This window comes from Acidilutibacter cellobiosedens (assembly GCF_004103715.1).
Lineage (GTDB): Bacteria > Bacillota > Clostridia > Tissierellales > Acidilutibacteraceae > Acidilutibacter > Acidilutibacter cellobiosedens.
Genome location: NZ_CP035282.1, coordinates 1097116 through 1120168, shown reverse-complemented (window position 1 = coordinate 1120168; position 23053 = coordinate 1097116). Strand labels below are relative to the sequence as shown.

General features: G+C 35.1%; 23 protein-coding genes. 8 read left to right on the top strand and 15 right to left on the bottom strand.

Annotated features, from left to right (window positions below):
• The first annotated feature begins 169 nt into the window (after window positions 1–169).
• The 4 genes from EQM13_RS05325 (at window position 170) to EQM13_RS05310 (ending at window position 2944) form a co-directional block, all read left to right on the top strand.
• On the top strand, window positions 170–370 hold the full coding sequence (locus EQM13_RS05325) for a PLDc N-terminal domain-containing protein (protein ID WP_071140075.1): 201 nt from the start codon (window positions 170–172) through the stop codon (window positions 368–370).
• Complete coding sequence (locus EQM13_RS05320) at window positions 370–1287, top strand: ABC transporter ATP-binding protein (RefSeq protein WP_128752144.1); 918 nt, start codon at window positions 370–372, stop codon at window positions 1285–1287. The genes EQM13_RS05325 and EQM13_RS05320 overlap by 1 nt, the downstream gene beginning before the upstream one ends.
• A complete protein-coding gene (locus tag EQM13_RS05315) occupies window positions 1284–2048 on the top strand; it encodes an ABC transporter permease (RefSeq protein ID WP_114217881.1) in 765 nt (254 codons plus the stop codon). The genes EQM13_RS05320 and EQM13_RS05315 overlap by 4 nt, the downstream gene beginning before the upstream one ends.
• A gap of 173 nt (window positions 2049–2221) precedes the next feature.
• Window positions 2222–2944 carry a hypothetical protein gene (locus EQM13_RS05310; RefSeq protein ID WP_240662996.1) on the top strand — a complete coding sequence of 241 codons (723 nt, stop codon included), beginning with the start codon at window positions 2222–2224 and terminating at the stop codon, window positions 2942–2944.
• Window positions 2945–3063: 119 nt separating this feature from the next.
• On the opposite strand, the gene EQM13_RS05305 is transcribed toward EQM13_RS05310, so the two are convergent.
• From EQM13_RS05305 to EQM13_RS05295, 3 genes are all read right to left on the bottom strand, one after another.
• Window positions 3064–4731 (bottom strand): acyl-CoA dehydratase activase, encoded by a 1668-nt coding sequence (locus EQM13_RS05305; protein WP_128752143.1) that lies wholly within the window; start codon window positions 4729–4731, stop codon window positions 3064–3066.
• Window positions 4728–5999: a 2-hydroxyacyl-CoA dehydratase subunit D gene (locus tag EQM13_RS05300; RefSeq protein WP_071140071.1), complete on the bottom strand. Its 1272-nt coding sequence runs from the start codon at window positions 5997–5999 to the stop codon at window positions 4728–4730. Before EQM13_RS05300 ends, EQM13_RS05305 begins: the two co-directional genes overlap by 4 nt.
• Window positions 6000–6110: 111 nt before the next feature.
• On the bottom strand, window positions 6111–7202 hold the full coding sequence (locus EQM13_RS05295; RefSeq protein WP_083381876.1) for a uridine kinase family protein: 1092 nt from the start codon (window positions 7200–7202) through the stop codon (window positions 6111–6113).
• A gap of 248 nt (window positions 7203–7450) precedes the next feature.
• On the opposite strand from EQM13_RS05295, the gene EQM13_RS05290 reads away from it, so the two are divergent.
• Complete coding sequence (locus EQM13_RS05290; protein WP_071140070.1) at window positions 7451–7708, top strand: glutaredoxin domain-containing protein; 258 nt, start codon at window positions 7451–7453, stop codon at window positions 7706–7708.
• A 67-nt stretch (window positions 7709–7775) separates the two neighbouring features.
• Here EQM13_RS05290 and EQM13_RS05285 read toward each other — a convergent pair whose 3' ends face one another.
• The 4 genes from EQM13_RS05285 to EQM13_RS05270 all read right to left on the bottom strand — a co-directional run bounded on the left by EQM13_RS05285 (window position 7776) and on the right by EQM13_RS05270 (window position 12862).
• Window positions 7776–9524, bottom strand: coding sequence for an ABC transporter ATP-binding protein (locus EQM13_RS05285; RefSeq protein WP_071140069.1), 1749 nt, complete (start codon window positions 9522–9524; stop codon window positions 7776–7778).
• A complete protein-coding gene (locus EQM13_RS05280) occupies window positions 9521–11299 on the bottom strand; it encodes an ABC transporter ATP-binding protein (protein WP_128752142.1) in 1779 nt (592 codons plus the stop codon). Before EQM13_RS05280 ends, EQM13_RS05285 begins: the two co-directional genes overlap by 4 nt.
• A 69-nt stretch (window positions 11300–11368) precedes the next feature.
• A complete protein-coding gene (locus EQM13_RS05275) occupies window positions 11369–11986 on the bottom strand; it encodes a TetR/AcrR family transcriptional regulator (protein WP_071140067.1) in 618 nt (205 codons plus the stop codon).
• 105 nt (window positions 11987–12091) lie between these two features.
• On the bottom strand, window positions 12092–12862 hold the full coding sequence (locus tag EQM13_RS05270) for a patatin-like phospholipase family protein (RefSeq protein WP_128752141.1): 771 nt from the start codon (window positions 12860–12862) through the stop codon (window positions 12092–12094).
• Between the two features lie 235 nt (window positions 12863–13097).
• On the opposite strand from EQM13_RS05270, the gene EQM13_RS05265 reads away from it, so the two are divergent.
• On the top strand, window positions 13098–13520 hold the full coding sequence (locus EQM13_RS05265; protein ID WP_071140065.1) for a hypothetical protein: 423 nt from the start codon (window positions 13098–13100) through the stop codon (window positions 13518–13520).
• A gap of 437 nt (window positions 13521–13957) precedes the next feature.
• Here the strand turns inward: EQM13_RS05265 and EQM13_RS05260 are convergent, their stop codons facing one another.
• Complete coding sequence (locus EQM13_RS05260) at window positions 13958–15709, bottom strand: ABC transporter ATP-binding protein (RefSeq protein WP_071140064.1); 1752 nt, start codon at window positions 15707–15709, stop codon at window positions 13958–13960.
• The gene (locus tag EQM13_RS05255; RefSeq protein WP_454665258.1) at window positions 15702–17441 is read right to left on the bottom strand and encodes an ABC transporter ATP-binding protein; all 1740 of its coding nucleotides are present in this window, start codon (window positions 17439–17441) and stop codon (window positions 15702–15704) included. The genes EQM13_RS05260 and EQM13_RS05255 overlap by 8 nt, the downstream gene beginning before the upstream one ends.
• Between EQM13_RS05255 and EQM13_RS18695 the strand changes: the two genes are divergently transcribed.
• Window positions 17377–17574, top strand: a complete 198-nt coding sequence (locus EQM13_RS18695) for a hypothetical protein (protein WP_240663044.1) — start codon at window positions 17377–17379, stop codon at window positions 17572–17574. The genes EQM13_RS05255 and EQM13_RS18695 overlap by 65 nt on opposite strands.
• Before the next feature lie 291 nt (window positions 17575–17865).
• Here EQM13_RS18695 and EQM13_RS05250 read toward each other — a convergent pair whose 3' ends face one another.
• A complete protein-coding gene (locus tag EQM13_RS05250; protein WP_206172831.1) occupies window positions 17866–18183 on the bottom strand; it encodes a GyrI-like domain-containing protein in 318 nt (105 codons plus the stop codon).
• Window positions 18184–18378: 195 nt separating this feature from the next.
• Here EQM13_RS05250 and EQM13_RS05245 point away from each other — a divergent pair, with 195 nt between their 5' ends.
• On the top strand, window positions 18379–19059 hold the full coding sequence (locus EQM13_RS05245) for a DUF3298 and DUF4163 domain-containing protein (protein ID WP_083381875.1): 681 nt from the start codon (window positions 18379–18381) through the stop codon (window positions 19057–19059).
• Between the two features lie 127 nt (window positions 19060–19186).
• Here the strand turns inward: EQM13_RS05245 and EQM13_RS05240 are convergent, their stop codons facing one another.
• From EQM13_RS05240 to EQM13_RS05220, 5 genes are all read right to left on the bottom strand, one after another.
• The gene (locus EQM13_RS05240) at window positions 19187–19762 is read right to left on the bottom strand and encodes a DJ-1/PfpI family protein (RefSeq protein ID WP_071140061.1); all 576 of its coding nucleotides are present in this window, start codon (window positions 19760–19762) and stop codon (window positions 19187–19189) included.
• Window positions 19763–19911: 149 nt separating this feature from the next.
• Window positions 19912–20475, bottom strand: coding sequence for a hypothetical protein (locus tag EQM13_RS05235; protein ID WP_071140060.1), 564 nt, complete (start codon window positions 20473–20475; stop codon window positions 19912–19914).
• Between the two features lie 29 nt (window positions 20476–20504).
• A complete protein-coding gene (locus EQM13_RS05230) occupies window positions 20505–20987 on the bottom strand; it encodes a GNAT family N-acetyltransferase (protein WP_071140059.1) in 483 nt (160 codons plus the stop codon).
• A 210-nt stretch (window positions 20988–21197) separates the two neighbouring features.
• Entirely contained in the window at window positions 21198–21896 is a 699-nt protein-coding gene (locus EQM13_RS05225; protein ID WP_161567176.1) for a hypothetical protein, read from the bottom strand.
• Between the two features lie 512 nt (window positions 21897–22408).
• The gene (locus EQM13_RS05220) at window positions 22409–22996 is read right to left on the bottom strand and encodes a 5' nucleotidase, NT5C type (protein WP_071140057.1); all 588 of its coding nucleotides are present in this window, start codon (window positions 22994–22996) and stop codon (window positions 22409–22411) included.
• Window positions 22997–23053 lie beyond the last annotated feature (57 nt).

The following is a 23053-nucleotide window of genomic DNA, read 5'->3' as shown; positions in this document are numbered from 1 at the left end:
CCAACCTTTCTATTTAAATTTGGTGCATGATAACTCAAATTATAACAGAAAATGGGGGGTCATTGTTTTTTATTTTATAAAAACTCTGTAACCCTTGATAATATAAGGCTTTAATAAAAAAAGAGTGGTGTCTTATTGACACTACCAATAATTGTCAGGAGGTATTATAATGGAAATTCTAAAGGAATATTGGCCTTTTCTTATTCCCCTTATTATTGCGGAACTTGTGCTGGCCGTTACTGCGTTTATCCATGTAATCAGGCATCCTCACTATCGTTTCGGAAACAAAATCATGTGGTCCTTTATCGTGTTATTTATTCAGATTATCGGTCCCATTATCTATTTTGTTTTTGGTAGAGGTGAGGATTAATGAATATTTTAGAAATTAAACATCTCTGTAAAAACTTTGGTAATCATTCCGTGATAAGAGGTTTGGATTTATCTGTTCCCGAACATTCAGTATTTGGTTTTGTAGGGCAAAACGGTGCGGGAAAAACCACAACCATGAAAATGATTTTAGGGCTTTTAAAGCCCGATAGCGGTGATATTGTTGTGCATGGTGAAAAAGTATCTTATGGAGAAAGGAAAAGTAATGTCTCCATCGGTTATCTGCCTGATGTTCCTGAGTTCTATGGATATATGAACCCAATGGAGTACCTTAAATTGTGCGGTGAAATTGCCGGAATATCAAATTCAAAAATTAAGAATAGAAGTGAAGAACTGATATCCCTCGTGGGCTTAGAAAAGGTAAACAGAAGAATCAGCGGCTTCTCACGGGGAATGAAGCAACGTCTCGGAATTGCACAGGCCCTTTTTAATGAGCCTTCATTGTTGATATGTGATGAACCAACCTCTGCCCTCGACCCTATAGGCAGAAAGGAAATTCTTGATATTTTATCTGCAATAAAGGGGAAAACAACGGTTATTTTTTCCACTCATATTCTTTCAGATGTTGAGCGTATTTGTGATCATGTGGCTCTTTTACATGATGGAAAATTAGCCCTCTGTGGTACCCTTTCCGATATAAAGAAAAAACATCGACACAACGGTTTTGTTATAGAATTTGCAAAGGCCGATGATGCTGAATCCTTTATGGATTGTGAAGAATTAAAATCACCTGAAATAACAGCAAAGAAAGATAAAAATACCATAACCATAAAGGTATTGGACATAAAAAAGGACGGCCAATTTCTAATTGCTCTGCTGGCTAAAAAAAAGATAACTCCAATTAAGTTTGAAATCATGGAACCAACTTTGGAAAACTTGTTTATGGAGGCAATACAATGAGAAACTATTTTATTTTCCTAAAAAAAGAAATTATCGAAAGCATACGGACATATAAATTGTTCATCATGCTGATTGTTTTTTTCGTCTTTGGAATGATGAGTCCCCTGACGGCAAAATTGCTTCCCGAAATATTCTCTTCATTTACAACAGAAGGAATAACCATATCCATAACCAATCCGACTGCAATAGATTCATGGACTCAATTTTTCAAAAACATCTCTCAGATGGGATTAATTGTAATGGTTATCCTGTTCCATGGAATCTTGGCGACAGAATTATCTAAGGGAACGCTGATCAATATGCTGACAAAGGGATTATCACGAAGTACAGTCATTTTGTCCAAGTTCACTTCAATGGCAATTGTCTGGACGCTAAGCTATATGCTGGCTTTTATTGTCTGCTGGGGATATACGGTTTACTTATTCCCGGGTGATCAAACATCTAATTTATTGTTTTCTGTTTTTTGCTTATGGCTCTTTGGAATGTTCCTACTATCAGTATTGTTATTTGCTTCAACGTTGATAAAAAATAATTACGGCTCCTTACTTATAACCGGTGGTGTTGTCGTAGCGTTAACAGTTTGTAATATGGTGCCTGCTATACAAAAATATAATCCTTCCTCCCTTGCCGCAAAGAATATTGCCTTGCTGACACGGGCGGTAAAGCCATCTAACCTTTTCTATGCCGTATTGACTTCCGTCATATATATTCTAATTATGGTCGGTAGTTCCATTACAATATTTAGAAAAAAGCAGCTTTAATTGTTTTTTATTTAAGCACCTTTTTTTCTTCTGGGAAAGAGGTGCTTAAATAAAATAATAGGTATTTTATTTATTTTTCTTTTTGAGGCAAAACAATTTATTTCTATAATAATTTACATGATATAATATATTATATTGAAATTTAGTTCAAATAGGATTGAGAGGTGCTGTAGATGCCATTACTTATTAAAGCAGTTATTGAATATAATGATAAGGGATACTTAATTCATTCGAGCAATTACATAGGAGCTTACGTCCGTGGAAGGACAAAAGACGAAGCTCTGAACAAGTTTGATAAAGAAATTAAGCAGTATATTATGTGGTCAACGGGAAAAAAATTTTGTAATAAAGAAAAGTCCGAAATACAAATTGTTCAGGAAAAGAAAAGTAATCTACAAATCTGTGACGCCGATTCAGACGTTCTATTTGAATCTGAAAAATTTCCCCTCAATATAGATGAATATAAAAAATTGAAATTATTAGTTATGAAGTCTGCAAATGATTTCAAGGCACTTTATGATTCCATTCCAGACAAGCATCAAACATCTTTAAATCCAAGAAAAACATTTTATGGTGAAATTCCCCGTACCGCTAACGAAATGTATACTCATGCCAACAATGTAGTTTCATATTACATTAGGGAAATAGGCATTAATATTAATAACTTGCCGGATATTTCAGAAAATCGTATTAATGCTCTCAAATCTGTTGAGGCTATGCCCGTTCTTCTTGAAAATCAAATATTTGACGGTAGCTGCGATGAACAATGGACACTTCGAAAAGTCCTCCGTCGCTTTATTTGGCATGACAGAATCCATGCCAAAGCGATGTATAGAATGGCTGTCGATATATGGGGAATACACCAAATAAAAAATCCTTTTTTCTTCGAATTGTAATTACAAATTATAATAAAAAGCAGTGAGGAACATAACCCACTGCTTTTTATTATCTTTCCTCTTGCTGATTTATTTCGGATTGACGTTTTCCCATGCCGGTTGTTTTGCAAGAGTACAAGTCAAGACTCATTCATGATATCCTCCATTGCTATCAAAGCTGCACCGAGAGCACCGCAAATTTCCGGCTCCTTAGGCACATAAATCGTAACCCCAAGTTTTTCCTCAATTGCCCGGACAACTCCTATATTTTTTGCAACACCGCCTGTCATCATATAGCCTGGCTCCGCTCCGGTTCGTCCTCCAAGGGCAATCACCTTTGATGCAACGGAAACATTCAAGCCGTGCACAATATCCGACAATTTCTTTCCCGATGCAATCAAGGAGACAACTTCCGATTGAGCAAAAACAGAACACATACTCGAAATAGTAATTTCTTCATCCCATTTTAGACCGCAAAGGCTGATTTCTTCAAGGGTAATGCCGAGAGATTGAGCCATCATTTCCAGAAAACGTCCTGTTCCCGCAGCACATTTATCATTCATCGCAAAATCCTTCACCGAACCATCCGAATTCAATCTGATAATTTTACTGTCTTGTCCCCCCATATCAATAACCGTGCGTATGGCCGGATTCAGAAAATAAGCTCCCTTTCCGTGGCAGGTAATCTCCGTAATATCCCGGTTCCCAAAAGTCACGGCAGTACGTCCGTATCCGGTAGAAACTGTACGAACAATCCGTTCTTCGGACAAGGACACTTTTTGCAATGCCACCTTAAACGCCTTTTTTGCACTATCCGGCACGCTAACACCTGTCGGCACTACAGCAGATGAAACTATATTATGCTCACTGTCCAAGATTACTGCTTCTGTGGAAGTCGAACCGCTATCGATTCCCGCAATATAAAACTTCTTACTGTAATTCTCATTTTTAGGATATGAACATGTATTCCTTTTAGATAATACATTTAAATTCTCAAAAAAAGCACTCATTCGATTTTCCAACTGTGCATCTCCCTGCCCTGTATAATCGGTTTCAATTTTCAACATGGGTAAAGAAAATTTTTCACGCAACATTTTATATTCAAACCCGTAATAATCACAAAAACTGATAGTATTATATATAATTCCGCAAATATTCGGATCATTAATAAGTTCCTGCCGTGAGGCAATTTCTGTCATACGCATACAGGGTATCTGGGAAAGCAATTCGCTGGCATACCAATCCATCAGTTTCTCTATATCGTCTGTCTGAGGAGCAATACCGATTCTCCGATTGCCTGTACAAGTAAGATTTATAACGGGAAGCGGAGACAGCTTTTGGATACGGTCAAGCAGCCTATTGTTTATCCTTGCCCCAAGAAGTGCAACTGTCGGACCGGATATAGGCAAAGGAAGTTTCCCGCAGGCAGCCTTGAAACAAGTTAAATCAAATTTTCTACCTGAATAAGCAGAGAATTCATCAATAAAGCGAAGCAGTTCTTTTTTATATAATCTTCTTGAGCACTGATCATCTCTGTGAGGTAAATCAAGGATAAAAACAGTCTGACCTCGTGAAGCGAGCACATCTCTAACACGTCTTATAGAATCACAGCAGTTGGTCAAAATCAGCACATTTTCAGGTTCCCTTACCCTATGTTCAATTAATGCCCGGGAAAAGGCGCATATGTTCCGATGAATAATTTTATCTGCTTGATCTAAGTTATCAACAGAACAATTCCATGACATAGGTTCTACTCCAAATCCTTTAAGAATTTCTACAGGGGTGTATTTACATATATATTCTATCATTTTTTTGCCTCCAGTATCTCTAAAAATGCCTGCATTCGGGTACTCATTTGACCGTCATTAACGTTTCCTCTATCACAGCCGTCACCGTCCAAAATTAATGTAGGAAATCCTGCATCTTCAAGGATACACTTTGCAGCATTAGCACCACCCAAAGTATGTTTACAACCCCAATGACAGAAATATACAATGCCGTCAGCATGAAGTAATTTTGCCATTTCAAGAATCCTATCCGTACGCCGAGTATTTTCTCCTCCCAAGGAGTGAGAAAGAAGTTTTTTTGCAATGGACTCATAAGGGTTTTCTTCATTCAGTTCAACCATAACATCAAAATTTAAATCACAGCATAAAAGCTGGACTCTCGGATTGAAGTTAATGATATTTTTCATGGATCTCTGCCAAAAAGGAAGAGAATGTACCCATAAGATCCGAATTTCATTATTTGATGGTTCTGATTTCTGTGCATCATCCACCAGAAGTTCAAAGTAATGCTCAGCCTCTCCTGTTCCTAATAAAACATGAGTAAGAAAAATTTTATACATTTCCGAGGTCATATCGTTAGGCAAAACCTTTTGTGAAAGCTCGTTGAAAAATTCCTGATACAGCCGGATTGATCTGTTTTCCCTTCGAATGACATTCCGTAACATTTTCTCTGAAAGTTTTTGGCTTAAAGTTTCCTCCAAAAAAAGTACAAACTCCCTCATCTGTTCCGCCACATAGGAAACCTCCCTATCACTGCTACGATAGGGAATGTCAAGAGTGAAATGGGGTACCTTCCATATATCCGCCAACAGACGGAAGGTACTGTTATTAGCATCGCAGGCAAGAGTGGTATTCACAACAAAACGAGGCTTAGGTAAAACACCTGATAATGCCGCTCCAATGAGAATTTTATGGTAAGAACAATAGGTTTGCGGAATACCGGCATTCTCGGCAAATCTGATAAAGGCACTCTCTGCTTTGGCTCCGTTAATGTAACAAGCAAGTCCCTCAGTAAACTGAGGCATGATGCCCATAGCATGTAATAACTCGCAGGGTGTAAACACACTTACTACAGCTGAATGATCCGGACTTGTAAGAGGTGCTCGAATTGCACGGTTACTGACTACAGCAGCATATTTTTGGTGAGGAAGCAACTGATGCTTTGGCAGGTACTTCATCTGCTTACCACTTATAAAATAGCCTGCCCTTAATAGTTCCAATGCTCTTGAAGGGTTCTTTTCAACATTTTTTCTTACCATTTCTCCGAATTTTTCTACTACAGTACCCATAGCGTTACCTCCTCATTCGTAATTTACTAATTATTATAACATAATCTTCGTACGGTCAATAAGAAATTTGGAATATTTTCGGGTATAAATCTATATCTCAATTTCTTATCACTATCCACAAAAGTCAGTTGTATCCAATTTTAAATTACAATTATTTTCGATATTATAAGTACTGAAATAATATTCTTCCATCGGAATCCAGCGTTCTAAAAAATGATGCAGTTTTTCTTCTCCTTCCCTGTTTAAAAGCCTTCTTTTCTGTACTTCTTTAGAACATGTCAAAAATATTTTCAGATCATAAAAATCACTAAGAATAGGATGAAAAGAATAACTGCCTTCTATTACAGAAATAAATTTGGGAGATTTCCTTATTGGCCGTCCAAATTTCTGAGTTATACAATTAAATGGTTGAAAGCATACATCCCGTCCTTTTGACAGAGGATCCATTACTTCCTTCATGAATCGTTCATAATCTATATTCCCTCCAGGTCTGGAAAGGCGCTCTTCTGTGCAAAGGGAGTTAGGAAGGAAAAAGTCATCCATGTGAAATATATTACATGAAAAAACTTCCGACAACAAATCGGCAAGCATTGACTTTCCGCTTCCACATCTGCCATCTATTCCGATGATTACACGTTTATCTTTATTCTCTAATTCTTGTATGGATTGAAAAACAGGAAAATAAAAAGCATATAACATCTTTATCACCCGGTAGTGGGGATTATATTTTTCCCTGTAAGTTTTGCTGTGATGCATTGGAGGGCAGCCTAAAGAAAAATACTCTTTCAAATATGATTTTACCGTTTCTTCTTTTAACGGAAGAAGACCTGTTGCTGCCATTTCATGCAAAAAAGAAACCTTTCTTTGGAACTCGGGAATAGAGCCTTTATGAGTGTTAGCCGTAGCAACAAATAGCCGGTTTAACATAGGAAGAAAATTAAATGTTATTTTAGCCGGATTAAGGTATACCCGGCAAAGGTGATTCCCTATCGATTCAATAAAAGACGAATTTTCCCCTCGGCTTTCTTCCTTTAATATTTCTTCATACTCTGATTTTAAAAACAATTCGCTATCATACACATTAGAAATCATATGACCGCTTCCAAATTCATTTTGATAAATCAGTTTTATATAATCCTGAAGCTCCATTTCCGGATATTCGGAACAATGAAAAATTAAAATATCCTGCAACGTGTTTTTCAATTTGATATCTCTCCTCAAAATATAATTATAATTATATTTTTATTCCTGATAGCATAAAATCTTTGATAATATAGTTTATATATTCTGAACATATTATATCATAGGATTTAACTCTAACCAAAAATATTGTTAAAAGCAAATCTTCTTATAAATTCAAAATATCCTTCAATAAATATTATAATAATAATGCTATAATAATTATAAAAGATAAGGTATATAAAAAACTAGCAATTCAAGGAGTGATGTATATGGAAAAAATAATTTTATTTGGAAGTAAGTATTGTCCAGACTGTGGACCTGCAAAAGAGTTTTTTTCGGGTAATAATGTTAAATTCGCATATTTAGATATTACTGACAGCCTGATGAACTTAAAGAGGTTTTTAAAGTATAGAGACACCCGTCCTGAATTCAATACAATTAAAGAAGCAGGAAAGATAGGAATACCTTGTATCGTTATAAATGATGGAGAAAAAATTATTTTCGATTATAATGAACTAAAAATATAAAATATAAGCAAAAGAGGAAAATATTAATTTTTAATATTTTCCTCTTTTGATAATTCCAATTTTCGGTTTATCCGTTCAGTGCCCAATTCTGGCTTTCTGTCTGAAGTTCTACCATATGACGGTAAATGCCCTCCTGTTTCATCAATTCTTTCGGTGTCCCCTGTTCTGCAACATGGCCTTCCGAAAGAACAACAATTTTATCAGCTCCTGCTACGGTACGCATACGATGGGCAATAATCAGCACAGTCTTATTTTTTATCAGCTCACTGATAGCCGACTGAACAAGAGACTCATTTTCTACATCCAGTGAAGCTGTAGCTTCATCCAGCAAAATAACCGGAGCATTTTTTAACAATGCGCGGGCAATAGAAATTCTCTGTCTCTCACCTCCGGACAAGGCAGAGCCATTTTCACCAATCATAGTTTGGTAGCCTTTCGGCATCTTGGAAACAAATTCGTCACATTGCGCTGCCTTTGCTGCTGCCAGAACTTCCTCATCCGTTGCGTTTAGTTTCCCGAGGCGGATATTTTCCATGACCGTATTGTTAAACAAAACGACATCCTGAAAAACAATAGAAAAATTCTTTAAATAGGTTTCCGGATCAACTGTACTGATATCGGTACCGCCTAATGTGATTTTCCCTTTCTGAATATCCCAAAACCGTGCCGTTAGCTTTACAGCAGTGGATTTGCCGCCGCCCGATGGCCCCACAAGAGCAGTCACTTCCCCTTGCTTTGCCGTAAAAGAAACATCCTCCAATACTGTTTCCCCTCTATGGTAAGAAAATCCTACATGCTCAAATACAATATCATATCCTTTGTATTCTGTCTGTTCAGAACCTTCCTGTATTGGTTGATTGCGGATCTCACGCATACGTTCCACAGTCAGCAACGTACTAAATACCGCCGCAAGATTTTGTAGCGAAGCAGCTAACGGTTCATAGACACGGGATGCTGCAATGAGAAAAATCAAAAATGTGAGAAAATCAATGCTACCCTTTGCCAAAAATATTGAACCTGCCAGTACAGTTGTAGCAATTCCTATCTTCAAAAACATCTGTGCACTAGTAACAGAAATCCCAGTAATCAATTCACCTTTTATAGAAACTTTTTCAAAAACAGCAAGCTTTTCTTCCAAATTTCGTAAGTAACTTCTGTTCTGGTTGCTTGCCTTTATGTCCTTGATATTTTCTATATATTCCTGAATTCCGTCAACATATGCAAGTTTTTTGGCTTTTGTTCTTCTCCCAAAACCATCCTGCAGCTTTTTGGTAGCAAACACAATGAAAAAAGCAACCGGAATTACCCATAAAAGTGCCAAAGCCATAGACCAGTCTATAACAAATAACCCGATTCCGACAGGAATTAGAGAAAGAACAGCACCTATCAATTCCGGTATATAATGGGAAAATGCTGTTTCCACCATGGCACAGTCAGACATAATTGTGGTTGTCAAATCCGACAAATCTCTTTTCCCAAAGAAAGATAAAGGCAACTTACGGAGCAGTTCTGCTAAACTGATTCTCTGGTTCGCACTCTCTGAATAGGATGCAAGAAAAGTGCTATTGTACTGAATATATTCTAAAACAAATAAGATGCCAAGGGCCAAAACGGACAACCCCACATACATCCATAAATTCAGTTCCATGCTTCCTCCGTTAAAGAGTGGCAGACAAAGTTCTTTTAATAGCAAATACAAAATGCCAACCGGAAACATCAAACTTATATCCGTTGCCGTACAGCTCCAGATTGCCTTATGCAAATCTTTTGCTCCCTGTTCACTTAAAGCAAATTTATTTTTTAAATAATTTGTCATGCCTTGGCACCTCCTTTTACTGTTACTTTCCATGTGGCAGAGGATTCATATTCTGTCCACATTCTTGCATAAACCTTATTTTTTTGAAGAAGTTCCTGATGAGTTCCCTGTTCTGCAATAGAACCATCCACAATAACAAGAATTTGATCGGCATTTTTTACAGTGGAAAGTCTGTGTGCAATAATCAAAATTGTTTTTCCTTTTGTCAGCCTATCAAATGCCTTCTGAATCTGATATTCATTCTCCGGATCTGCGAAAGCTGTGGCCTCGTCCAAAATAATAATCGGCGCGTCCTTTAAAATCGCACGGGCAAGAGTAATTCTTTGAATTTCCCCGCCTGAAAGATATACACCTTTTGTTCCCACAACTGTATCCATTCCATTAGGAAGCTTATCAATAATATCCGTACACATAGCTGCCTTTGCTGCCGTCAATACCTCTTCCCGACTGGCAGACGGTTTACTAATACGAATATTTTCCAGAATACTTGTTTTAAAAAGGTGATTGTCCTGAAAAACAAATGCAACACGGTTCATCAGTTCCTGTTCATCCATATTTCGTACATCCACCCCTCCAATGGAAACTTTTCCTTCATCTACATCCCAAAACCTCGGCACAAGACTTGCTGCTGTGGTCTTCCCCCCTCCGGACGGACCGACAAGAGCAACTGTCTTCCCCTCTTTGATCTGAAATGACACATCTTTTAATGCCGGAACTTTTCCACCTTTATAAGTAAAGGAAACATGTTCAAAAGAAATATCATTTTTCTTCGGTACTGCCGGACTTTTTGCTTTTTCAAAAGGTTTTTCATTTAATATAGATTCAATTCGTCTCTGCGCATCCTTTGCCAGCATAGCATTTTCACTGGAAAACATAATCTTGTTCATCATTACAGTACAAATCGGAGTAAAAATAATATAAAAAATAAAGTCTAAAAGAAAGGCCTTATAATCCACTGCGGATAAAATCAACAGTACACCTGCTGGGATTAAAAAAGCAAAGATTCCATTGATACTGACAGTATATCCACACATGGGCATTCGCAAAGAGATGGTATAATTTATTGCCCATTTTCTATAGCGAAGAATTGATTCATGAAAATTTCGGAAAGAATAAACACTTTGTTGAAAAGTTTTTACGACAGGTATGCCCCGTACATATTCTACTGCCTGGTTGTTCATATCTTCCAATGCATTCTGATATTCCTTCATAGACCCTGCCAAAGACGGCCCCATCATTTTCATAAGAAACACAATACCTATAACAAAAGGAATAAGACTTATAATCCCTAATCTCCAATCGAACACAAACAGCAATACAATAACGCCGACAGGTGTTACATAAGCTCCGGCCAAGTCAGGAAGCATATGCGCAAGGTAGGTTTCTGTCTGCCCCGAGCTTTCGTCAATAATACGGCGGAGTTTTCCGCTGCCATTTTCTTCGAAGAATCCAAGAGGCAATTTCATCAGATGATTCAGCGTCATACTTCTCATATTCCTTGCCGTACGGAAAGCGGCAATATGGGAACACATCAATGCTGCAAAATAAATTAACATGCTCAATACAGCAAATACGACTGCCATGAGTCCGTAATGAGGAAGTCCTTCTGCTTTCGTAATATCCGGCGCTACCCGAAAGATTTCTTCCACTACCTTCCAAATATAAATGAAAGGTATAAGTGCCAATAATGCACTAATTCCCGAAAAAATGCAAGCAAGGTAAGTCAAAATTTTATAATTGCCTGCATAAAAAAGTAAGCTTTTTGATTTCTCCATAAAATGCACACTCCTTTTTATTTGGGTTGAGTTAGTTTAAACTAACTTCATGAGAAAAATTTAGAGCTTCTACAGCCCTAAAATTCCTTGCCATCCTGTAATATAGAATTCCTCTAAGTCTTTCAAATACTTCATCGCCCGTTCCTTCTCCATATCATGAACAACCATTTCAAAAAATCCGGAAAATAAGCTGCTGGCAAGTATATGACATAACTGTTTATCAATCTTCCGAACGGAATATCCCAACGATTGCAATGTGGATATAAACTGATAAGTTGATTTTACTTCGACTTCTACCATTCTGTGAATATAATTTTCATATTTCGTTCCTTCCGCACAACAGATAATCAATTTAAATGCGTCAAAATGATCATAGATATATTCTGCCATCCATTTCATTGCATTTCCAGACATCTTACCCATTTGTTCACATTGTTTCTCCGCAGACAATTCAGAAAAGGCAATCTGAGCTTCCATAAATTTGTCCATAACTGTCTTTGCCGGTTCTTCTACCAAATCAGAAAACAATGCTTCTTTATTGGGATAATAACCATAAAATGCCCCCGTCGTTACTCCGGCCTCCTTCACAATCTTACGAAGGGATGCTGACTTAAAGCCTTTTGTAAGGAATTCCTTCTTTCCGGCTTCTAAAATATTTTGTTTCGTAAACAATTCATCCTGACTCAAAATCTCACCTCTATATAACACTGTTATATTATATATTATTCAACTATTTCCGTCAAGTACGGATTTTTTCTAAAATCGTTTCATATTAAGGTTAAACCTTCTGTTTTATATTTTCTTGCTTATGCTGTATCCTTCTTCAAATATATCATTTAGAAAATCACGTTCAAGTCTTAATGTATCATTGGGTTTAAAATCTGTTTTGGGCTCAATGATTATAATATCATCCATTGAATATATGGTTTTTATATAATCCGGTACCCGATAATTTTTGTGAAAAACGATAAGATATAATTTATCTACATTATTTTTTATAAACGGATTGAGAAAATCATTATTTGCAATTCCCCCATCTAAATTATATCCTTCATATACATTCAACTTTAAATCTTCATAAAAATTCTTTCGCATGACCGAAGAATCAAAGTTATTCTTAACATCTTCAATAGAATTATATTCTTTCATCCGATATGGAAGCAGTGAACTATATTTTACAGCCTTAAGCTTACATTCATCTGAAACTTTAGTTATATCTACAACCATTTCTTTAAACTCTTTGTTTTGGACATGAACATAGTTCACATATATGTTTTTTACCGTTTCATTTAAACCTTCTAATTTACTTAAATAATCGATAATACCCTGATTATCAATTACTTTATCAGACGTCATACCTTCGTTGAAATTCTTAAATCTGTTTTTTAACCAAAAATTTTTCAATTCTTCTATTTGATTTTTATAAATAAAATAGCTGTTGATAGCACCTATTGATGTCCCGGATATTATATCAAATTTATATCCCTTCTCATATAAACCGTATATCACTCCTGCCTGAAAAGCTCCTTTAGCTCCTCCCCCTTGTAAAAATAACCCATTCATGTCTTTTATACCTCCTTCATATTCTTATGTATTTGGACATCTCCACTTAATATTTTAACAAAAAATGGCGTTAATATAAAAACAATATTTTTTAATGTAATATAATCCCTAATTTCAGAACTATTTTGGAACGTTCCCTTTTATTCTGGTAAATAAAGCAATAAATTAAAGAGGAAATATTAAAAATATATAGAAGTATATTTATATATTTTTTATGTAAAAGGGAGGGGATATAGTGACTAAGCTTAAAATATTAGTTCCGTTAAACTTTATATTAGTCCTATTCAATTTTATTTTTATATTAAAAAATTTTTTTATAAGTTATAAGGGAAGTGCGAAATCTTATAAGAATATAATATTCATTGTTCTGCTTGTTATTAGTATAATATTGTCGGCGACCTATGTTCTTGAAGGAAAAAGAGGCATAGATATTATAAATGCCTTAAACAACCCGGAAGGCTTCAATTTGACAAAAGAGGAAGAGAAAACCTACCAAATGGATTTAGACAGAATTTCAGCTAAAATACCCAAAAGCACAATCATTTGCTATATTCTCTCGGCAGTTGCCTATTTGCAGTATGCAAACATTCAAAGTGAAAGAAAGAAAAATTTAAGAAAAACACAAGGTTGGGATTTCAGCAAAATAAAAAAAGATTAAATTTAAGTATTATAAGAAAAAATAAATAAAAAACTGTTGCCAAATAATATTAAATACATTCGATTTTTATAGGAATTAAAAAATTCCCTGTTTTAGTATATTAAGGAATTTTTCATTAAAACCCATTTAAATCAAGTATACATCGAAAAAATATGATTTTTTTATGATTATAATCAAAAAATTTTATGAATATAATTTCTTATTTTGGAGATTATAAGCTATGTAAGGTTCGTAAAAAGCATCCGGTAAATCTTTTAGGCGGCTCTTTAATGAGTACCCTATAAAGATAATCAGAGATAGTGTTTAATCTGATTGATTTGATGCTTCTTTGATGAAAATAATATATCTCCAATATTTTATATGGTCCGTAATGGATCCATATAGATAATAGATATATTACAAACTGGATCCATTACGGACCTTACTTTTTTTATAACCTATACACTCCAGCCCAAGCTTTCCTGCTGAATACGATACATTTTTTCATACAAACCTTTGTTTTTCATCAAAGTATCATGGTTACCTTCTTCCACCAGCATACCCTCGTCTAATACAATAATTTTATCGGCACCAGCAATGGTTCTTAACCTATGGGCAATGACAATCACTGTCTTCCCTTCAATCACCTTAGAGATAGCCTGCTGAATCAATACCTCATTTTCCGGATCAAGAGACGCCGTAGCTTCATCCAAAAGAATAATAGGTGCATTTTTCAGAAGTGCACGGGCAATTGAAATTCGTTGCCGTTCACCTCCGGAAAGAGTACTGCCATTCTCGCCGAGCATAGTCTGATAACCGTCCGGCAATTCATTTACAAATTCATCACAGCGTGCTGCCCGTGCAGCAGCCATAACCTGTTCTTCCGTCGCATCCATATTTCCGATACGGATGTTGTTATAAACCGTATCATTAAAAAGAATAACATCCTGAAATACGAAGGACATATAACTCATCAAATGTTCGGGATCGAGAGTTTTCACATCGACACCGCCGATTTTAACACATCCTTGATTGACATCCCAAAACCGTGCAATCAGCCTTGAAATAGTACTTTTTCCGCAACCTGAAGGTCCTACTAACGCTGTAATAGCATCGGATGGAATGGACACCGTCAGATTTTTGATTACCGCATCTTCCCGAGGATTTCTGGTATTGTAGCTGAAAGACACATTTTCGAAATCAATATTCCATCTCGTAATCTGCTTTTCCGTATCCCCTTCCATTATAGGAGTAGTCATCAATGCGCGCATACGTTTTGTGGCGGCACGATGATAAAAAAGCTCCGGAAGAAGAGTAAGCTCAACGATAACCGGACCGTAAATTCGGACGACGATAACAAAAAACATCAGCAGGGGAATCAATTCAATTTCCCCATTCGTCAATAAGTGAACACCTACAAAAACAGTAAGTCCTACTCCGGCCTGCAGAATCATCTGAGCCCCGGTGACAAATATCCCTGTACCAAATTCCATTTTAATAGCCATTTTTTTCATCAGACGCAGTGCGTTATCCAATGCCGAAAATTTGGAGCCATCCAATCCGCAGGCTTTAATGACCTTAATTCCTTCCAAATATTCCTGCACCTGACCGGAGGCCTTCAGCTTTGCTTCCACATGCTTTTCACTTAACATGTTCTGAATTTTTTTACTGCCTAAAATGATAAAAAAGGATATAGGAACGGTACAAAAAACGGCAAGTGCCATTCTCCAATCAAAAATAGCAAGCATGGCGCAAATAAGCGTAATGGAAACTGCATTAGCACACAATTGAGGTATAATATGGCTCAATACATGTTCGGTGGTAGAACAGTCGGCCATGATGTTTGTGGTAAGTTCCGTGAGATCTTTAGAATTAAAAAAATTCATGGGCAATTTCCGTATACGTTCCGCAACACTGATTCTTGAATTTTCGGCTTCTAAGTATGATGTCACATATGTTTTTTTATAGTCATTTTTGTTGGCGATAAACACTAAAATTCCGGCAACGATACCGCACCCTAAAAAAAACCACATCCGTGTCCAGGAAATTTCCTGCCCCATAAGAGGCTTTAACAGCTCGGTAAAAATCTGAATAGTTACGGCAAAAGGCAGCATTAATGCAAGATTTGTAATGGTGCAGGCAGTAATCGCCCTCTTTAAATCCGAGTATCCTTTATCTGTCAGCATTAAAAAGTCCTTAAGTTTATGCATGAACCCTATCCCCCCTTTTGTTTATTTTCCAATTAAGTGATTGGGTATACATATTCCACATGTGAAAATACTTGCCCTCTATTGCAATGAGTTCGTCATGGCTTCCCTGTTCAATAAGTCGGCCCTTATCCATTACTATTATTTTATTGGCACTGCGTATTGTTGACAATCGATGGGCTATCATGATTACCGTCTTGCCCTGCATCAGTTTTTCAAAAGCCCGTTGAATCAGATATTCGTTCTCGGGATCAGAAAATGCAGTGGCCTCGTCCAGTACGACAATGGGTGCATCCTTCACTATAGCTCTTGCAATGGCAATACGCTGTTGTTCTCCTCCTGAAAGATGCACTCCTCTTGTACCTATAACAGTATGATACTTGTCAGGCAATTTTTCAATGAACTCGTGACATTGAGCCGCCCTGGCAGCAGCCACTACCTGTTCATCCGTAGCATTTTGATTCCCAATTCGAATATTATCAAGTATACTTTGTTTAAAAAGGAATACATCCTGAAATACAAAGCTGACTTTCTCCATCAGGTATTCACTCTTCATGTCCTTTATATCCACCCCTCCGATTTTAATGCTTCCTCCTAATACGTCAAAAAAGCGAGGGATAAGATGTGCAACGGTACTTTTTCCTCCACCTGACGGACCGACAATAGCCGTAATTTGATTTTCTTCTGCCCGAAATGAGACATCGGACAAGGCTGCGGCTTCCTGTCCTGTATATGAAAAAAACACATTTTCAAAAACAATTTCATATTGATCGATTGTTTTAGGATTTATCGGCTGTGGTAGATGCGGTTCGCTTAAAATTTTGTCCATACGTTCTACGCCCCCCATTATCTGCATTCCGTTGCTTGAAACATACATGATCTTCAACATCACCGTAGCAATAGATGGTACAAATATCAGATAAAAAATAAACTTACTGGCAAAAAGCACATAATCTGTTGTATGAATTCCGATTAAGATACCAACGGGTATTAGAAATAGATAAATATTGTTGACGATAGTAGTAAAGGCTGACATGTAATTTTCCCAGCTCAACGTATAGGGAATGACCATATTGGTGTATTCCTTAATAGCGCTATGCATCCTGCGAAAGGAATACACTGTCTGTCTGAAAGCTTTAACCACAGTAATACCTCGAATATATTCCACCGCAGCGTTGTTCATATCTTCCATCGAATCCTGATATTTTTCCATCATAGCCTTAGCTCCTTCGTTGCCATATGCTTTCATTTCAATTACAAAGGCAATGACAACACCTAATATGACCGACAATCCAAAATGCCAGTCTACGGAAAGTAAAATAACAATCATCACCGCCGGCGCCACAAAAGATGCTACAATATCCGGAAGCTGGTGGGCAATAAACCCCTCAATCTTTTCAATATTCTCATCCATAATTTTACGCAGCTTACCGCTGCCTACAAGTACGTGAAACCCTAAGGGTACTTTGGCAAGATGGGACGCAAAATTTACTTTTAGCTCATACAGCGTACCAAAGGCAGCTAAATGTGAACACATCAATGCAGCAAAATATAAGAGAATATTGAGAATGATTCCTCTGAAGGCCATCCATCCAAAACCGATAACCCTCTGCATGTCAAGCTCTCCGAAGTCTGGATAAGTTCCCATGATCTCCCGTACAATATAGTAAATGGCAATGTACGGGATAAACGAAACCACAGCGGCCAGTGCAGAAAAAATTACCGAGGAAATCATCAGTGACTTTTTCGTAGCTGCCAGCTCAAGCAGCCTTGGCATACCTGTTTTGGGTTTTGCAGTTACATTGTTTTTCTGTTTCATGACATATCCCCTTTTCTTCTTGATATTGTTATTATCTGAAATCGAATAATAAGTTAGTTTAAACTAACCTGTGTATATAATTGTGCAACATATTATTTAATTATGATATCTCTACAAGAATTTTTCTATTTAAAAGGTTAGATGAAACTAACTATATTGTAAAAATACCATATAATTTACAGACCAGTCAATATATTTTTTATAAATTTTATAAGATTTTAATTTTAAATCCAAAATAGACTTCTTTTCATATTACAGCCTAATTTATACATATCTTCCTTGGGAAAAACTAAAGGTATATACTATATTTTTAAGATTGGAAAATATATTCGACGTTTTATTATCTATTATAAATATATCCACTTTCTTTAAACCAATCTTCAAAAATATATTTCCATGTGCCTGCAATAATTTCCGCAAACTCCTTTTGTTCTTTATCCTTTGTAGTATCAACGGGAGTCGTCGTAAAAACGGCATATTCGGCTTCCGGAACTTTTACTGTTATCATGTCTTCTTCTACCTTTGAAAAGTCAACAACAATTACACCTAAAAGATATATTGTTTGTGATTTTCCAAACACTTTCTTGCTTCCAGTAAAGGTGTGATGCGACTGTTCTCGCTGTAACATTCTATACATTCCATAAACTTTAACCCTCACTAAATATAAATTTTTCTTTTTCTCTCTTTCTTACTATCCTATCATAATTACATTTAATTTTCATTCAAATTTATAAAATCATTCTATAGTATCTATTTTGCTATCAAAATATCGTCTCTTTAAACCATCTCCCCTTGTGTTTAGTAGCCTTTCTTATATATTGAACATATTATATATAAAATTGGAGGGATATAAATGAGTAAAAACTCTTATAAAGCAAACATTACAATGAAAGAAATTAATAAAACATTTAAACATGACGATGTTAAAGTGATGACACTTAATATCAAATATCCGAAAGTAAGCATAGAACATAATTCATATTCAGAGCATCTTATCAACAATCAAATAACTATGAATGTCAACGGATATGTAAAATATACCGATTATTTGCATGAACAGGCCATTAAAACTTATATTGACTCACAGACTGACGGTTTTCCATTTCATCCTTACGAAGCTTATATGAAATATAACATAGCTTATAATGAGAATTGTTTTTTAAGTGTATATATTGACAAGTATGAGTTCACGGGAGGTGCCCATGGAAGTACGGTGAGAAGCTCGGATACATGGGAGCTATCCAGCGGCACGAATATACCTCTTTATACTTTCTTCAAACGAGGTACAGATTATGAACGTCTGCTTACCGAAGAAATAATAAAACAGGCAGAATATAACATGAAACAGAATCCGGGCATATATTTTGATGACTATAAAAATTTAATATTAAAAAATTTTAATCAGCAAAATTTTTATCTTACCCCTCAAGGATTGGTTATCTACTATCAACAATATGATATTGCTCCTTATTCTACCGGCATTGTTGAATTTACAATTCCTTACAAAACAATAGGGTGGTATCCAAAATGCTGATAAAAATAAAATAAACCAAAGAGGTGTTTTATCGGTAACAGATGAAACACCTCTTTGAATATCGGTATTTGACTTATCCTTTTTCAGCCATTCTCTTGGTCTTATGTTTCTTTCGGCTTAAACTATTTTAAAATAGACCGCATTGGTAATAATTTTTCCATTTATCAATTTCAGAATTATTGTCAATCTTAAGAAGTGAAAATATCTGGGCAGCAAATTCAACCGCTGCTGTTTCATTAGCTGTAATAATATTGTTATCCATAACAACCTGTTTGGTTTGAAACTTATCATGTCCTTTGTATCCCTCAAGTACCTTGAAATAATCAAAGGTATCACCTGTATGATATACTTCATCTAAAAAACCGTTTTTAGCTAAAAATTGAGTAGCACCACATATAGCGGCAATGGGAACATTCATTTCATAACCGCTTTTTACAAAATCTATAATCTGATGATAATCATTTTCTTTCCATCTCAGTCCTCCCGGAAGGATGATAAGGGCACAATGTGAAAAATCAAAATATTCTCCAATTAAAAGATCCACTTCTGCCTTAATTCCACCAATAGATTGCTTAGGTTTATTATCAATTGCAATTGTTTTAACAGTATATTTTTCGGAAGAATTAATTTCCGCAATTGCATAAGCTGCTTCCCAATCTGCCCATAAATCCGTTAATACAAGTAAAACGTCTTTACTTTTCATACGATACCTCCAGTAGAGAGACCCAATAAAAAGGCTCTCTGAATTTAGTCGTTAACTGATATTTTTTTGTTGCTGTGATAGATATTCTTGGAGAACAAGCTGGGGATATATAGCATTCACAGCAGGAGTCTGAATACCGGCACCAAATTTTATTTATTGCCTATTATAAAATCTGACATTTTAAGCTCTGTCCATTCTCTCTTTTCAGTAGGGTCATTATCTCCATAAAGTGTTATATTGCCTTCTTTATCTATAACAGCTTTTATTTCCATATTCATTTCCTTTTGTTGCAAATATTCATCATAGTATGTTTTATAATTGGGATCATTCTTTTCTTTGGCTTCCTTAATATAACCTACAGTATCAGGATCTTTATCATAATTCTTATATATAATTTTATAATTTAATACCCCTTCCACCGTATCATCTTTAGCATCTTCTTTGTAATCCGTAATTTCATAGGAGATTAATTCATAGTAGGGTGAAAATGTATCTTTTGCTTCTTTCCATAGATAATCTTCTATTTTTTTATAAGAAGCACTTTTTGTGTTTTTACTCTCCGTAGTATTATCTATAGGACTATCATCTATGCTCTCCTTTTGTCCAATATCCTTACTACATGAAGATAGTATAAAGACTGTTATAATACATAGTATCATGAGTAAATACTTTTTTTTGTTGTTTTTCACTTCACCGATGGCTCCTTTCTCCATAAAATATTATTTCATTTTTCGGTATCTTTCTAATCTATCCCTTGTATTTCAAAATATTTTGATTCAATACCGTCTTCAACAAATGTTTCAATTTCAGAAAATCCGACTTTCTTTAACAAACCTATTGAACCATAATTATTAGAATATGTAAATGCTCCAATTTTTTCTATGTCAAACTTATCAAATATTTCTTTTAAAAAAGTGTTTGCAGCTTCTGTTGCTATGCCTTTGCCCCAGAGTTCTTTTTCAAAGATGACAACACTTATCATAGCTGATTTCTCATCGCTTTCATCTATGTTATAACACCAGATATCTCCGATATATTTTCCTTTAAAATAAATTACTTTGCCGTAGCTCAGAGCATCTTCTCTCAAAGACTCTTTAAACAATATCAATGCTTTTTCTAAAGATTCAATACTAAATGGAAACAATCTTCTTATTTCTTCGTCTTGGGTTTTCTCCCAAAAAGTAATAACATGATCCCTTGTTCTTCTTTTTAATATTATATCCATAAATATCACCCTTTCATCAATATATGTCAATTTTTCCTGACTCTATCGGTATGTATTTTATAATTATTAACAATATCTGATACCTCAACTCTTTCATATAAAAACTTCGAAGATTCCGTACCGTAAATCCACTGTCTGAAATATTTTGTTAAATTAATGCCTGATATTTCTTGAGGTCAATAATGCTAACTTGCTGAGTTTTTCTAAGCCCTAATATAAATCTTTCTTTATTAAATGCATCCTTGCAAAATCTCTTTCTTCATAATAAACTTCACCTAAGTCAATATAGCCCTTTTCTTTGAACCAGTTAAGAGTTCCATTGGGAAAAACAACATATTCCGACACTATTGCAACTAACGATTTATAGTTTAAAGATGATAACTTTTCTTCCAATTTTTTTAATGGATAACTTCTAAAATCATGCTCTTCTCCCGAAAGATAAGAACAAGTTAAAAATGCAATATCTTTGCCTTTAATTATCGGGTATGGAACAGCCAATGACGGTACAAATTCTGCCCCGCCTACACATTTATTATTGTAATAATGCAGCACTCCTAAATATGGCAAGTTGAACTCTTTTCTTATCTGCTTAATCCATTCAGCCTTACTATAACAGCAACTTGTTTTTTGAGATGGAGCACAGCAAATACATGTGTCAAAAATATTTTTTTCTGTAAGCATCTCAACATTTCCTTTTATTATATGTTTACCTAAATCAACCTTATAAGGCTTATTTTCTGGGATATTACCTTCAGCTATAGATTGAATTGTACTTAAAGAAATAGGCCCGTTCCACCTAATTTTATTATCAAATACAACCAATGTCGGAGAATACATATTCATTCTTTTAGCTATATCGTATTCTTTTGAAACATCATAGAAACTAATATCGTATTTTCCCTTACACATCAGTTTATATAACAAATTTCTTGCTAAACTATTATGCGGACACTGATCAGACCAACAATATAAATCAATCTTAGTCGTAACTATTCCCCCTACCATCTTCCGTTAAATTTTGATTTCCCTTATATTATGTTTTTTAAAGCAACTTTTGAAATTCTTATTTTATTCTATCATATCCGCGGACTCTTTCTACCCTAATTATTGATAAAATTATATTCTAAAATTAATTCCACAGTCTTAGTTTCACCTCTTTTTAACAATCTTCAATTTTGCCATAAGTTCAGAATTTTCAGTAAATTTACTGTAATATTTACATAAAAAAAATAATAGCTTCATTTATATGATTTTGTGATATTTTATCGGACAATATTAAACAGATGATTAACTTATTATTATTTTTAAAAATTATAAATCCTCCTTTGTATGGTTTTATATTAATCATATTATACCAAATTAAGGAGGGCTTTGCTCATACCACTATTATGTATGGAACAACCTTTGTGTTGTTCCGGATTTTATAGAGCTATGCTGTTTTTAAATTCATAATTTTTATTTTCTATTATATTTCTTATTTCAAACCAGTCTGATACACGGGTAATATTATGGAGCAAAGGTCCTTTGTTATAGTTACAGTCCACAAGGAGCACTTCAAATCCGGATTGAGCAAGTTGAATTGCATTTTCATATCTGTCTTCTATAAATATATCACAGTTTAAAGCCTTTGCAGTACTAACTTTGTTATGGCTTCCCAATAATGTCAATGAATCCATTGGTATTTTATAGTGGTCAAACCATATATGAGTTACATATTTCATTCTTTTTTCTCTGGCACTGACAAAGTGAATATTGTGTTTTTGGTATAAGCTATCTATAACATTTTTTGCACCTTTTCTGATTCTGCATTCCAAATGTAATGCTTCCCCATATAAATCATAAAATAAATCATAATCAGCTTTATCTACTCCTAAAATTTTATATATATCATATACAGTTACATCATTAGGAGTGATTGTAGTATTGAAATATCGATTTACTATAGGAATCCAATCATATGCTTCAGTAACAGTCCCATCAATATCAATGCATAAATTTAACTCTTTCATTAATTCACCTCCTTTTATTTTTTGATTATACACTATGAATATAAAGATATTTTTAAT

Excerpts from the sequence above, each read along its gene's own strand:
- EQM13_RS05225 (WP_161567176.1), bottom strand. The coding sequence starts at position 21,896 with ATGTGTAAGGGAAAATACGATATTAGTTTCTATGATGTTTCAAAAGAA.
- EQM13_RS05290 (WP_071140070.1), top strand. The coding sequence starts at position 7,451 with ATGGAAAAAATAATTTTATTTGGAAGTAAGTATTGTCCAGACTGTGGA.
- EQM13_RS05260 (WP_071140064.1), bottom strand. The coding sequence starts at position 15,709 with ATGCATAAACTTAAGGACTTTTTAATGCTGACAGATAAAGGATACTCG.
- EQM13_RS05255 (WP_454665258.1), bottom strand. The coding sequence starts at position 17,441 with ATGATTTCCTCGGTAATTTTTTCTGCACTGGCCGCTGTGGTTTCGTTT.
- EQM13_RS05320 (WP_128752144.1), top strand. The coding sequence starts at position 370 with ATGAATATTTTAGAAATTAAACATCTCTGTAAAAACTTTGGTAATCAT.
- EQM13_RS05220 (WP_071140057.1), bottom strand. The coding sequence starts at position 22,996 with ATGAAAGAGTTAAATTTATGCATTGATATTGATGGGACTGTTACTGAA.
- EQM13_RS05305 (WP_128752143.1), bottom strand. The coding sequence starts at position 4,731 with ATGATAGAATATATATGTAAATACACCCCTGTAGAAATTCTTAAAGGA.
- EQM13_RS05245 (WP_083381875.1), top strand. The coding sequence starts at position 18,379 with ATGAGTAAAAACTCTTATAAAGCAAACATTACAATGAAAGAAATTAAT.
- EQM13_RS05300 (WP_071140071.1), bottom strand. The coding sequence starts at position 5,999 with ATGGGTACTGTAGTAGAAAAATTCGGAGAAATGGTAAGAAAAAATGTT.
- EQM13_RS05235 (WP_071140060.1), bottom strand. The coding sequence starts at position 20,475 with ATGGAGAAAGGAGCCATCGGTGAAGTGAAAAACAACAAAAAAAAGTAT.
- EQM13_RS05285 (WP_071140069.1), bottom strand. The coding sequence starts at position 9,524 with ATGACAAATTATTTAAAAAATAAATTTGCTTTAAGTGAACAGGGAGCA.
- EQM13_RS18695 (WP_240663044.1), top strand. The coding sequence starts at position 17,377 with ATGGCAATGTACGGGATAAACGAAACCACAGCGGCCAGTGCAGAAAAA.
- EQM13_RS05315 (WP_114217881.1), top strand. The coding sequence starts at position 1,284 with ATGAGAAACTATTTTATTTTCCTAAAAAAAGAAATTATCGAAAGCATA.
- EQM13_RS05310 (WP_240662996.1), top strand. The coding sequence starts at position 2,222 with ATGCCATTACTTATTAAAGCAGTTATTGAATATAATGATAAGGGATAC.
- EQM13_RS05325 (WP_071140075.1), top strand. The coding sequence starts at position 170 with ATGGAAATTCTAAAGGAATATTGGCCTTTTCTTATTCCCCTTATTATT.
- EQM13_RS05270 (WP_128752141.1), bottom strand. The coding sequence starts at position 12,862 with ATGAATGGGTTATTTTTACAAGGGGGAGGAGCTAAAGGAGCTTTTCAG.
- EQM13_RS05230 (WP_071140059.1), bottom strand. The coding sequence starts at position 20,987 with ATGGATATAATATTAAAAAGAAGAACAAGGGATCATGTTATTACTTTT.
- EQM13_RS05240 (WP_071140061.1), bottom strand. The coding sequence starts at position 19,762 with ATGAAAAGTAAAGACGTTTTACTTGTATTAACGGATTTATGGGCAGAT.
- EQM13_RS05280 (WP_128752142.1), bottom strand. The coding sequence starts at position 11,299 with ATGGAGAAATCAAAAAGCTTACTTTTTTATGCAGGCAATTATAAAATT.